Origin of the sequence: Stenotrophomonas sp. STK16_22 (assembly GCF_051984505.1) — a bacterium.
GTDB classification, from domain to species: domain Bacteria; phylum Pseudomonadota; class Gammaproteobacteria; order Xanthomonadales; family Xanthomonadaceae; genus Stenotrophomonas; species Stenotrophomonas maltophilia_A.
Genome location: NZ_CP196972.1, coordinates 4,566,622 through 4,578,420, shown reverse-complemented (window position 1 = coordinate 4,578,420; position 11,799 = coordinate 4,566,622). Strand labels below are relative to the sequence as shown.

Here is an 11,799-nt window from a genome sequence, read left to right as displayed (position 1 = left end):
GCCGATGAGCGCCGCATGTCCCTGGATTTCCCCACCATCACCGTGCTTGGCTTCCTGCTCTGCATCGGCATCGCCGTGGGGTTCTCATTGCTGCTGGTGGTGCTGCGCGGGCAACCGGTGCTGCGCCTGTGGACCGCCAGCCTGTGGCTGCTGACCCTGGGCGTGACCCTGCTGGCGCTGCGCCCCTACCTGCCGTTGGCGCTGGCCATACTGGCCGGGAATGCGGCGATGGCCGGTTGCGCGGTGCTGATGCTGCGCGGCGTGGCGCTGCATCTGGAACAGCCGCTGCCGCTGTGGCGGCCGTTGTTGATGGCAGCCGCGTTCATGGCCTGCATCTTCGCCTTCCTGGTGCTCTGGCCGGACCTGGGCGTGCGCCTGCAGGTGTTCAGTGTGTTCACGCTGCTGGTCGATGGCTGGATCGCCTGGCTGCTGCTGCGGCATGCCCCCGTACAGCAGCGCACCAGCTGCCGTCTGGCGGCGGCGGTGTTCCTGGCCGAGGCGGCACTGTACGCGGTGCGCCTGTTCCTGCCGGTGGCGCCCGATGCCGGTGAGGACATCATGCGCACCGGCACGCCGATGTTCGTCACCTACATTGCCGGGGTGATGCTGGAGCTGGCGCGATGTTTCGCGATGGTACTGCTGCTGGTCGAGCGCATGCTGGTCGATCTGCGGCGTGCGGCACGCACCGATGGCCTGACCGGGCTGCTCAACCGCAGCGCGGTGCTGGCCGATGGCCAGGCGCAGTTGCAGCGGCTGCGTCGGCAGGGCCGGCCGCTGGCCCTGCTGCTGGTCGACGTCGATCACTTCAAGCAGATCAACGACCGCTGGGGCCACCTGGCCGGTGACCAGGTACTGCGTCACTTCGCTGCGCTGCTGCAGCATGGTTTGCAGGGCCACGACACGCTGCTGGGCCGCTACGGTGGCGAGGAGTTCGTGCTGGTGCTGGCCGGCAGCACACAGGGTGAAGCGATGGCGCGGGCCGCGGCGATCCGTACCGCTCTGCAGCAGAAGCCGGCGCGGCTGGGTACCGGGCCGGTGATGGTCACCGCCAGCATTGGCCTGGCCATGGACGACGGCCACGGCGACCTGTCCACGCTGTTGGCAGCGGCGGATGCGGCGCTGTACCGGGCCAAGGCCGCAGGCCGCGACCGCCTGGCCTGCGCCACGCCGGCGGAGATTTCGCGTCTGCCCATCGCCGACGACGCCGTGCCCGTGTAAGTTGAGTCACATCTTCCGCGGCAGCCCGTCGTGGTTGCCAGGAACGTCCTCCAGGGGAAACGAGCACGATGCAAAGACACCACCTCGCGTTGGCCGCAGCGTTGGCCAGCCTGATGCTTGCCGGTTGCAGCCAGTCACCGTCACCCGGCGCCGAAAGCGCCAGCGATGCACCCAGCCGCCGTTTCGGCACGATCGACTTCCAGCCCTGCACGTTGTCCACCGAAGGCGCCAGCGCCAACGTGGAAGCGCAGTGCGCCACCCTGCAGGTGCCGGAGGACCGGGCCCAGCCCGATGGCCGACGCATTGGCCTGCGCATCGCCTGGCTGGAATCGGGCAGCAGCGGCTCCAGCCAGCCCGACCCGGTGTTCTTCCTGGCCGGTGGTCCCGGCCAGGCGGCCAGCGAAGTGGCGGTCATCGTCGATACCGCGCTGCGCCAGGTGCGCAAGCAGCGCGACATCTTCCTTGTCGACCAGCGGGGTACCGGTGGCTCCAACCCGCTCAGCTGCCTCGGCGCGGACGGCAAGGACCTGCAGATGGACGAGGACGCCGCTCCCACCGAGGCGTCGCTGCGCGACTACGCGCAGCGCTGCGCGGCCTCGCTGCAGGGGCGTGCCGATGCCCGCTTCTACACGACCACCGAAGCCATCGCCGACCTGGATGCGGTACGCCAGGCCTTGGGCGTGGACCGGATCAACCTGGTCGGCGGCTCCTACGGTACCCGCGTGGCCCAGCGCTATGCCGGTGCCTATCCGCAGCACACCCGCAGCATCGTCATCGATGGCGTAGTGCCCAATGAACTGGTGGTGGGCGGCGACTTCGCCACGACGTTCGAGGATGCGATCGCCCTGCAGTCGGCGCAGTGCCGCAAGGATGCCGCCTGCAGCAAACGCTTCCCGACCGACACCCGCGCGCAGCTGCGCAGCGTGGTCGAGACCCTGCGCCGTGCGCCGGTCTCGGTGGAGTATCGCGACCCCGGCACCAACCAGACCCGGCAGGATGTGCTGAGTCCGGACAGCGTGATCGGCCTGGCGTTCGCCTTCTCCTATGTGCCGCAGTATTCCTCGCTGCTGCCGCTGGTGCTCGATGAAGCCGCGCATGGCCGCTATGCACCGCTGGCGTCACTGGCACGCGGTGCGAACCGCAGCATGGATTTCCAGATCAACCGAGGCATGCAGTGGTCGGTGATCTGCAGCGAGGATGCGCCGCGTTACAAGGCGCCGGCCGAGGACCCGGAGCGACTGTTCGGCAACGACGTGGCCAGTGCCTTCTTCGCGGCCTGCCCGGTATGGCCGCACCAGCCGGCGCCAGCGTCCAATGCCGTGCCGCTGCGCAGCGACGTACCGGCGCTGCTGCTGTCCGGTGAACTCGACCCGGTGACACCCCCGCGCTATGCCGAACAGGTCCTCAAGGGCCTGCCGAATGGCCGCGCGCTGGTCGCCCGCGGCCAGGGCCACGGCACGCTGAGTGCCGGCTGCATGCCGCGCCTGCTCGGCCAGTTCATCGACAAGACCGATGCCAAGGCGCTGGATGCCGGCTGCCTGGACACGCTGAGCTACGTGCCGGCGTTCACCTCGTTCAACGGATGGGAACCATGATCGTCGCCGACAACCTGCACAAGGCTTTCGACACCCGCACCGGCCGCATCCAGGCGGTCTCCAACGTCGGCTTCCGCGCCGAGGACGGCCGCATCACCGGCCTGCTGGGCCCCAATGGTGCCGGCAAGACCACCACCATGCGCATGCTGTACACGCTGATGACCCCGGACCAGGGCAGCATCAGCGTCGATGGTGTCGATGCCGCACGCAATCCGGTGGAAGTACGCCGCCACCTTGGCGTGCTGCCCGATGCGCGTGGCGTCTACAAGCGCCTGACCGCGCGCGAGAACATCGCCTACTTCGGCGAGCTGCATGGCCTGTCGGCCGAGCGCATCCGCGAACGCATCGAAGTGCTGTCGCATGCCCTGGACATGGGTGACATCCTCGACCGCCAGACCGATGGCTTCTCGCAGGGCCAGCGCACCAAGACCGCGATCGCCCGCGCGCTGGTGCACGACCCGCGCAACGTCATTCTGGATGAGCCGACCAACGGTCTGGACGTGATGACCACGCGCGCACTGCGCCGCTTCCTGCTGGGCCTGCGCGAAGAGGGCCGCTGCGTGATCCTGTCCAGCCACATCATGCAGGAGGTGGCCGCGCTGTGCGATCACATCGTGATCATCGCCAAGGGCACGGTGATGGCTGCCGGCAGCGCCGATGAACTGCGTGCGCAAGCCAGCGAATCCAACCTGGAAGACGCGTTCGTGAAATTGATCGGCAGCGAAGAGGGCCTGCACGCATGAGCATGATGTCGACCCTGATGACGGTGATGCGCAAGGAACTGCGCGACCTTTCCCGTGATCGCCGCACGCTGCTGCTGACCCTGCTGTTCGGGCCGCTGCTGTACCCGGTGCTGCTGCTGGGCATGGGCAAGCTGGCCGAGAGCCGGGTACGCACCCAGATCGAGCAGCCGCTGCAGATTCCGACCATCGGTGCGGACAACGCCCCCAACCTGGTGCGTTTCCTCGCCGCGCAGGGGCTGAACACCGCGCCGGCACCGAAGGACCTGGCCGAGGCCATCCGCAGCCAGGAGATCGACGTGGCGCTGCGCATCAGCGATGACTTCGGCAAGGACTGGGCCGATGGCAAGCCGGCGCTGGTGGAGGTGATCAAGGACAGTACCCGTCGCGCCGCAGAAGTACCCAGTGCGCGTCTGGAGGCGGCGCTGGCCACCTACAACGGCCAGGTGGGCGCGCTGCGATTGATGGCGCGTGGCATCGACGCGCAGGTGGCGCGGCCGCTGGACGTGGCGCGCCAGGACCTGGCCAGTGCCGAGGCCAAGCGCGGCATGATCCTGTCGATGCTGCTGCCGGTGCTGCTCACGCTGACCTCGTTCATCGGCGGCGCCTACCTGGTGATGGACGCCACCGCCGGCGAGCGCGAGCGGCAGTCACTGGAGCCGCTGCTGGCCACGCCCGGCTCGCGCAGCGCGATCGTCAGCGGCAAGATCGCGGCTGCCTGCGTGGTCGGCTTCGTGTCACTGCTGCTGACCCTGGTCGCATTCAAGGTGAGCGCACAGATCGCGCCCGGCAACATCGGCCGCCAGTTCAACATGAACGTCGGTTCGATGCTGCAGATGCTGCTGGTGATGTTGCCGATGCTGATGATCGGCACCTCGCTGCTGACCTTCCTGTCGGCGGCGGCCAAGAGCATGAAGGAAGCGCAGAGCCACATGACCTGGCTGATGCTGTTGCCGATGATGCCCGGCTACGCGCTGGTGGCCTATCCGCTGAAGAGCGAGCTGTGGCAGTACGCCGTGCCGTTCCTGTCGCAGAACCAGATGCTGTTGAAGGTGATCCGCCACGAGACCATCACGCCGTCGGTCTGGGCCATCTATCTCGGTGCCAGCCTCGGCCTGGCCGCACTGCTGTGGTTCGCCGCCGTGCGCCGTTACCACAACGAGCGCCTGGCGATCTCGGGCTGACTGCAAAAAGGGGACGGAGGGGATTAAGTCGTTTTTAACCCTCCGCCCCCTTCTTCTGAGGGCGTCCCCGCTTGCGCAGCACCACGGGGCGGCCCAGTGTCTGTTCCACCATCCGCAGGTAAGCTGCATTTCCCAACGGATGCTGCCCGGCACTGTGCGCGCGTATTGCCGGCAGGTCGGCGGACGCGTTCACGTCCCGCAGGAACTGCGCATAGAGCGTCGTCCGCTGTCGCTTGGTCGAGGCCAGTGCCCGAAAGGCGGGATGTTCTGTCAGCATCGGATCATCGCGGCGCTGCAGGTTTCCATGCACGCTCGACCAAGGGTGATCTTCCGGGGCGCCTGTCATGCCTGCACGAACCGGATTGAGTTCGATGTAGCGATAGACGCTGAGCAGATAGGCGTCGCTGTCCACCATCGAAGAATGGAAGCGGCCCTGCCAGAGTGGTCCGCTGCGCTCATGCCGCTGATTGAACGCCTGGACATAGTTGTTGCCCTGCATCCGCATCGCGTTGGCCAAGCCGGCCTGAGTGGAGGGTGTGGCCAATAGATGGACGTGATTGCCCATCAATACATAGGCATGCAGCGCGACCTGATGCTTCAGGAAGGCGCTGTGCAAAAGGTGCAGAAACAGCTGGCGGTCGATATCGTCAACGAAGATCGCCCCCTTGTTCACACCGCGCTGGGTTACGTGATACGGCTGTTCGGCCAACATCAGGCGTGCTTGTCGAGGCATGGCAGTTCAGGGGTTTCAAGGAATCATCAGCCTGCCGCTTCCGTGACCGCGAAGGGCATCAGGCGATGCCGCGAGTTGATGTGGGGGAGGGCAGAAGCGACTTAATCCCCTCCGTCCCCTTTTCCATACCGCGCAGGCGTCACCCCTATCTCGCGCTTGAACACGGCGATGAAGGCACTGGGTGTGTCGTAGCCCATCGACAGCGCGACGCTGATCACCGGCTCGCCGGACAGCAGGCGTGGCAGTGCCAGCAGCACCCGCAGGCGTTGCCGCCACTGGCTTGGCGACAGGCCGGTCTCGGCCAGCCAATGGCGGGCGAGGCTGCGGCTGGACAGACCGCTGCTGGCGGCCCAGTCCTCGATGCTGCGGTTGTCGTGCGGTGCGCGCGCCAGTGCGGCGGCAAGTTTCTGCAGTCGCCGGTCACGCGGTTGCGGCAGGGCCAGCGGCAATGGCGAGCTGGCGCCAATCTCATCGGCGATCACACCGGCCAGTCGTGCCTGTGTGGCATCCAGAGGAACATGCGGCCACTGCAGCGCCCGAATCACCGCGGCCTGCAGCAGCGGCCCCGGCTGGAAGATGCGAGGGGCTGCAGGCAGGTCGGTGCAGGCCTGCGCGCTGAAGTACAGGCTCCAGCCGTCGAACGCACTGGTACTGGCCAGTGCGTGGGGCAGCGAAGGCGGTATCCAGGCGACATGACCCGCCGGCAGCAGCCAGTGCAGGTCGCCCACCTCGATCCGCAGCAGGCCCTGATGTGCACCCAGCAGCTGCCCGCGGGCGTGCTGGTGGCGTGCCGTGCGGCGCGGACCCGGCAGGCGCAGCTGCGCCCCCAGCAACGCAGGCCCGTCGGCGGCATTGGCCAGTGCCGGGTCAATCAATGCGGTGGTTGTCTGATCTGCCATATCGATTGGCAGTTATACGGCAGAAACGTCGCGTCCGGGCTCCGACACTGGAGCCCACTTCAACGGAGCGCTTCCCCATGCAGCCACAGGACATTCTTCCGGACCATCAGAACGAGGTGCAGGTAAATGGCCTCACCGTGCGCAAGGGCAGCGTCGGTGCCTTCCTGGCCAGCGTCCGTGCCTGGCAGGATCCCACCAGCGATGATGCCACCCGCGCCACTGCCGAAGCCGACCTGCGTGCGTTGCTGCCCGGCCTGCATGCGCTGGGCCTGTTCCAGGTGCTGGCTGCGCGCGATCCGGCGTTGCAGCGCCTGATTGATGGCGCTGCCTGAAACGGACAAGGCCCGGACATGCCGGGCCTTGGCGTCATCAAGGGGCGGAAACGACTTAATCCCCTCCGTCCCCTTTTTTGCGGTCAGCCGCCCGGTGCGAACACCAGGGTGCGGCGGGTGGTGACCGGCGCGTTGACCGGCTCGAAGCGCCAGCGCTTGACCGCGTTCAGGGCTTCGCGGTCGAAGGTCCGTCCCGACGTCGCGCGCAGCACGCGGGCGCTGACCACTGAGCCGTCGGTACCGACGGTGATCTCCACCAGCACTTCGCCCGACGTTCCCGAACGCAGTGCCTCGGCCGGATAGCGCGGCGCCGGCGTGCTGACCGGGCGGAGGGTGGGAGCTGCCGCGGCGGCTGCCTGGCGTGCGGCGCTGGCCTGTTGGGCGGCGGCCTGCTGCTGTTTCTGTTCGGCATCGCGACGGGCCGCGGCCTGGCGCTCCGCCTCCTGGCGCTCGTTGTCGCGGCGTGCGGCATCCTGCTGCGCGGCAATCTGCTTGGCCGCATCGGCTTCCTTGGCGCGCTGCTCGGTCAGGCGCTGCTGTTCGGCCTGCTGCTTGGTCCGGTCTTCGGCGTCCTTCCTGGCCTTCTCGGCTTCGGTCTCGGTGCGCTTGGCCGCATTTTCCACGCCCTTGGCCAGGCCTTCCTTCAGGCGCGGCAGGGCGGGAGCGGAGGCATCCACCTTCTCGATCAGTGCCACCAGGCGCTGCGCCTCGGTGTAGTCCTCGCGGCCCAGGTGCTGCTCGGCGGCGATCAGGGTGTAGGGCAGCAGGTCGGTCAGCGCGCTCTTCACCGACGCGTCGTCCGGTGTCTTGTCGCGCAGGGCGAGGTAGTACTCGATGGCGTTGTCGCCGGCCGGCGCGTACATGCGGTTCTCGCGCAGTGCCTGGCTGGCCGATTCACGCAGCTGTTCGGTGCCCATGGACTGCACCTTGGCGGCGACCACCGGTGCGGCCGGTGCAGCGGTGGCGGGTGCGGCGGCCGGGGCCGGTGCTGCAGATTCTTCCTTTCCCGAGCAGGCGGCCAGCGCCAGTGCCAAAGCAACCGGCAGCCACCGGCGCGCGGCGGTGATCGTTGAGACGTGCGACATCCTGCTCCCCTCTAGAAGACGACGTGACGTAAATCATTGATACGCATGGCCGGGACCTGTGGTCCGGGCGCGGAACGATGACGTTTCCCGACGCCACCGCCGGCAACGGCGAGGGTGCAATCTAGCATCCCGGCCGCCGCCGCGTACAAGGGGCAGGGGCCGGGATGGGGCAGCGGCGAAGGACCGCTGCCGGTTGCCGCATCAGTGGTCGTGCGACTTGCTGTGGCTGTTGGACATCAGCTTGTCGGTCCAGGCAATACCGATCGCCGACAGGATGAACACGCAGTGGATGATGGTCTGCCACAGCACGCCTTCCTGGGTCATGGTCGTGCAGGTATCGACACCAGCGTTGTAGAAGCTGGTCGAAGCCGACGACACTGCTGCTGCCCATTGTTCCGGCTTGCACAGCGGCAGTCCCTTCAGCGCGCTGGTGGCGATGAAGGTCTTCAGCAGGTGGATCGAGGAGATGCCGATGATCGCCATTGCCAGCTTCACCTTCAGCACGCTGGCGTTGACGTGGCTCAGCCATTCCGGCTGGTCCGGGTGGCCTTCCAGGCGCAGGCGCGAGACGAAGGTCTCGTAGCCACCGACGATCACCATCACCAGCAGGTTGGAGATCATCACCACGTCGATCAGGCCCAGCACGATCAGCATGATCTGCTGTTCGCCCATCGAGACCGAGTGGGACAGCAGGTGCCACAGTTCCTTGCCGAACAGGAACACGTAGACGCACTGGGCAAGGATCAGGCCCAGGTACAGCGGCAGCTGCAGCCAGCGCGAGGCGAAGATCAGCGAGGACAACGGGGACAGGGGGCGAGGACTGTGGCTCATGCAGGACAGTGCGTTTCGGGGGAGCCGCGAGGTTACCGGCCCGTCGTGACGGTGCCAACCCAACTCTCGCACTAGACTTCAGGTTCCTTTCCGCACCCCGAGCCGCCGCCATGATCGACCTGTATTACTGGCCCACCCCGAACGGCCACAAAGTGACCCTGCTGCTGGAAGAAGCCGGCCTGGAGTACCGCATCCATCCGGTCAACATCGGCTCGGGCGACCAGTTCAAGCCGGAATTCCTTGCGATCTCGCCCAACAACAAGATGCCTGCGATTGTCGACCACGCCCCGGCCGATGGCGGCGCCCCGCAGAGCGTGTTCGAGTCCGGCGCCATCCTGCTGTACCTGGCCGAGAAGACCGGCCAGTTCCTGCCCAGCGACCCGCGCGGCCGCGTCACCACCCTGGAGTGGCTGTTCTGGCAGATGGCCGGCCTGGGTCCGATGAGCGGCCAGATGGGCCACTTCAATGTGTATGCGCCGGAGAAGATCCCGTATGCGATCGAGCGCTATGACAACGAAGTGCGCCGCCTGCACGGGGTGATGGACAAGCGCCTGGCCCAGCACGCCTTCCTGGCCGGGGACGAGTACACCATCGCCGACATGGCCAGCTACCCGTGGATCGGCGCCTACGACAAGCTGCCGGTGGATTTCGCCGCGTTCCCGAACCTCAAGCGCTGGTACGAAGCGATTGCTGCACGCCCGGCCACCCAGCGCGCCTATGCCCTGCGCCAGCAGGTGAACCCCAACGCCGGCAAGCCGCTCAGCGACGAAGAGCGCAAGCACCTGTTCGGCCAGCGTTGACCCGGAACGGTGGGTGCCGACCGTTGGTCGGCACGCCTCATGGGCAGAAGGTCATGCTGCCTTCCCGCACCGGCTTGGTTAGGATGGAGGCTGACCGCCCCGCGTCCATCGCGGTGGCGGACCTGCCGTTTGCCAGGATCCTCCATGCGCCACCTGTTCGCTTCGCTCGCCCTCATGCTCGCCACCAGTACCGCCGCCCACGCTGAAAAGCTGACCCTGGAAGCCATCACCGGCCCGCTGCCGCTTTCCGGCCCGACCCTGATGAAGCCGAAGGTCGCCCCCGATGGTTCGCAGGTCAGCTTCCTGCGCGGCAAGGACAGCGACCGCAACCAGCTGGACCTGTGGACCTATGACATCGGCAGCGGCCAGACCCGCCTGCTGGTGGATTCGAAGGTGGTGCTGCCCGGCACCGAGACCCTCAGTGATGAGGAAAAGGCCCGCCGCGAGCGCCAGCGCATCGCCGCGATGACCGGTATCGTCGATTACCAGTGGTCGCCGGACGCGCAGCGCCTACTGTTCCCGTTGGGCGGTGAGCTGTACCTGTACGACCTCAAGCAGCAGGGCCAGGCCGCAGTGCGCCAGCTGACCCACGGTGAAGGATTCGCCACCGACGCCAAGCTGTCGCCCAAGGGCGGTTTCGTCAGCTTCATCCGCGGCCGCAACCTGTGGGTGATCGACCTGGCCAGCGGCAGGCAGCTGCAGCTCACCCGCGACGGCAGCACCACCATCGGCAACGGCGTGGCAGAGTTCGTCGCCGACGAGGAAATGGACCGCCACACCGGCTACTGGTGGGCGCCGGATGATTCGGCCATCGCCTTCGCGCGCATCGATGAAGCACCGGTGCCGGTGCAGAAGCGCTACGAGGTCTACGCCGACCGCACCGACGTGATCGAGCAGCGTTACCCGGCCGCCGGCGACGCCAACGTGCGCGTGCAGCTGGGCGTGATCGCACCGGCCGCCGATGCGCAGCCGCGCTGGGTCGACCTCGGCAAGGAACAGGACATCTATCTGGCTCGTGTCGATTGGCGCGATGCGCAGCGCCTGAGCTTCCAGCGCCAGTCGCGCGACCAGAAGCAGCTGGACCTGGTGGAAGTGGCGCTCGATTCCAATCGCCAGCGCGTGCTCGCCCACGAGACCAGCCCGACCTGGGTGCCGTTGCACAACAGCCTGCGTTTCCTCGATGACGGCAGCGTGCTGTGGTCGTCCGAGCGCACCGGTTTCCAGCATCTGTACCGCATCGACAGCAAGGGCAAGGCCACCGCGTTGACCCACGGCAACTGGCCGGTGGACGAACTGCTGGCGGTCGATGAGAAGGCTGGCAAGGCCTACTTCCGCGCCGGCATCGAGACCTCGCGCGAAAGCCAGATCTACGCGGTGTCGCTGCAGGGCGGTGAGCCGCAGCGCCTGTCCAAGGCACCGGGCATGCACAGCGCCAGCTTCGCCCGCAACGCCAGCGTCTATGTCGACAGCTGGTCCAACAGCACCACGCCGCCGCAGATCGAACTGTTCCGCGCCAATGGTGAGAAGATCGCCACCCTGCTCGAGAACGATCTGGCGGACCCGAAGCATCCGTATGCGCGTTATCGCGATGCGCAGCGCCCGATCGAGTTCGGCACGCTGACCGCGGCCGACGGCAAGACCCCGCTCAACTACAGCCTGATCAAGCCGGCCGGCTTCGATCCGTCCAAGCGTTACCCGGTGGCGGTGTACGTCTACGGTGGCCCGGCCAGCCAGACCGTCACCGACAGCTGGCCCGGCCGTGGCGACCACCTGTTCAACCAGTACCTGGCCCAGCAGGGCTACGTGGTGTTCTCGCTGGACAACCGCGGCACCCCGCGCCGTGGCCGTGACTTCGGTGGCGCGTTGTACGGCAAGCAGGGCACGGTGGAAGTGACCGACCAGCTGCGCGGCGTGACCTGGCTGAAGCAGCAATCGTGGGTGGACCCGGCGCGCATCGGCGTGCAGGGCTGGTCCAACGGTGGCTACATGACCCTGATGCTGCTGGCCAAGGCCTCGAACCAGTACGCCTGTGGCGTGGCCGGTGCGCCGGTGACCGACTGGGGCCTGTACGACAGCCACTACACCGAACGCTACATGGACCTGCCGGCGCGCAACGAAGCGGGTTACCGCGAAGCGCGCGTGCTGACCCATATCGACGGCCTGCGCTCGCCGCTGCTGCTGATCCACGGCATGGCCGACGACAACGTCTTGTTCACCAATTCGACCAGCCTGATGAGCGCGTTGCAGAAGCGTGCACAGCCGTTCGAGCTGATGACCTACCCGGGTGCCAAGCATGGCCTGTCCGGCGCCGATGCCCTGCATCGCTACCGCGTGGCCGAAGCCTTCCTGGGACGCTGCCTGAAACCCTGATCCACAGCCGGG

General features: G+C 67.1%; 11 protein-coding genes. 7 read left to right on the top strand and 4 right to left on the bottom strand.

Features of this window, described 5'->3' with window-relative positions; all coding sequences use genetic code 11:
- The first annotated feature begins 15 nt into the window (after positions 1-15).
- The 4 genes from ACSYAO_RS21145 (at position 16) to ACSYAO_RS21130 (ending at position 4,737) form a co-directional block, all read left to right on the top strand.
- Entirely contained in the window at positions 16-1,218 is a 1,203-nt protein-coding gene (locus ACSYAO_RS21145; protein ID WP_049460590.1) for a GGDEF domain-containing protein, read from the top strand.
- Positions 1,219-1,286: 68 nt separating this feature from the next.
- A complete protein-coding gene (locus ACSYAO_RS21140) occupies positions 1,287-2,813 on the top strand; it encodes an alpha/beta hydrolase (protein ID WP_049460588.1) in 1,527 nt (508 codons plus the stop codon).
- Positions 2,810-3,556 carry an ABC transporter ATP-binding protein gene (locus tag ACSYAO_RS21135; RefSeq protein ID WP_049400883.1) on the top strand — a complete coding sequence of 249 codons (747 nt, stop codon included), beginning with the start codon at positions 2,810-2,812 and terminating at the stop codon, positions 3,554-3,556. The genes ACSYAO_RS21140 and ACSYAO_RS21135 overlap by 4 nt, the downstream gene beginning before the upstream one ends.
- Positions 3,553-4,737, top strand: coding sequence for an ABC transporter permease (locus tag ACSYAO_RS21130; RefSeq protein ID WP_049460587.1), 1,185 nt, complete (start codon positions 3,553-3,555; stop codon positions 4,735-4,737). The genes ACSYAO_RS21135 and ACSYAO_RS21130 overlap by 4 nt, the downstream gene beginning before the upstream one ends.
- A 34-nt stretch (positions 4,738-4,771) precedes the next feature.
- Here ACSYAO_RS21130 and ACSYAO_RS21125 read toward each other — a convergent pair whose 3' ends face one another.
- Together ACSYAO_RS21125 and ACSYAO_RS21120 are read right to left on the bottom strand one after the other, a co-directional pair.
- Entirely contained in the window at positions 4,772-5,470 is a 699-nt protein-coding gene (locus ACSYAO_RS21125) for a transposase (protein ID WP_049460585.1), read from the bottom strand.
- Positions 5,471-5,571: 101 nt separating this feature from the next.
- The gene (locus ACSYAO_RS21120; protein ID WP_049463730.1) at positions 5,572-6,369 is read right to left on the bottom strand and encodes an AraC family transcriptional regulator; all 798 of its coding nucleotides are present in this window, start codon (positions 6,367-6,369) and stop codon (positions 5,572-5,574) included.
- Positions 6,370-6,446: 77 nt separating this feature from the next.
- Here ACSYAO_RS21120 and ACSYAO_RS21115 point away from each other — a divergent pair, with 77 nt between their 5' ends.
- A complete protein-coding gene (locus ACSYAO_RS21115; RefSeq protein WP_049462828.1) occupies positions 6,447-6,701 on the top strand; it encodes a hypothetical protein in 255 nt (84 codons plus the stop codon).
- Positions 6,702-6,784: 83 nt separating this feature from the next.
- Here ACSYAO_RS21115 and ACSYAO_RS21110 read toward each other — a convergent pair whose 3' ends face one another.
- Positions 6,785-7,786, bottom strand: coding sequence for an energy transducer TonB (locus ACSYAO_RS21110; protein WP_049400878.1), 1,002 nt, complete (start codon positions 7,784-7,786; stop codon positions 6,785-6,787).
- A 201-nt stretch (positions 7,787-7,987) separates the two neighbouring features.
- Positions 7,988-8,617, bottom strand: coding sequence for a TIGR00645 family protein (locus ACSYAO_RS21105; protein ID WP_032129129.1), 630 nt, complete (start codon positions 8,615-8,617; stop codon positions 7,988-7,990).
- A gap of 110 nt (positions 8,618-8,727) precedes the next feature.
- On the opposite strand from ACSYAO_RS21105, the gene ACSYAO_RS21100 reads away from it, so the two are divergent.
- Both ACSYAO_RS21100 and ACSYAO_RS21095 read left to right on the top strand, forming a co-directional pair.
- Entirely contained in the window at positions 8,728-9,417 is a 690-nt protein-coding gene (locus ACSYAO_RS21100) for a glutathione binding-like protein (protein WP_049462827.1), read from the top strand.
- 144 nt (positions 9,418-9,561) lie between these two features.
- Positions 9,562-11,787 carry a S9 family peptidase gene (locus ACSYAO_RS21095; RefSeq protein WP_049462826.1) on the top strand — a complete coding sequence of 742 codons (2,226 nt, stop codon included), beginning with the start codon at positions 9,562-9,564 and terminating at the stop codon, positions 11,785-11,787.
- Positions 11,788-11,799: the final 12 nt, after the last annotated feature.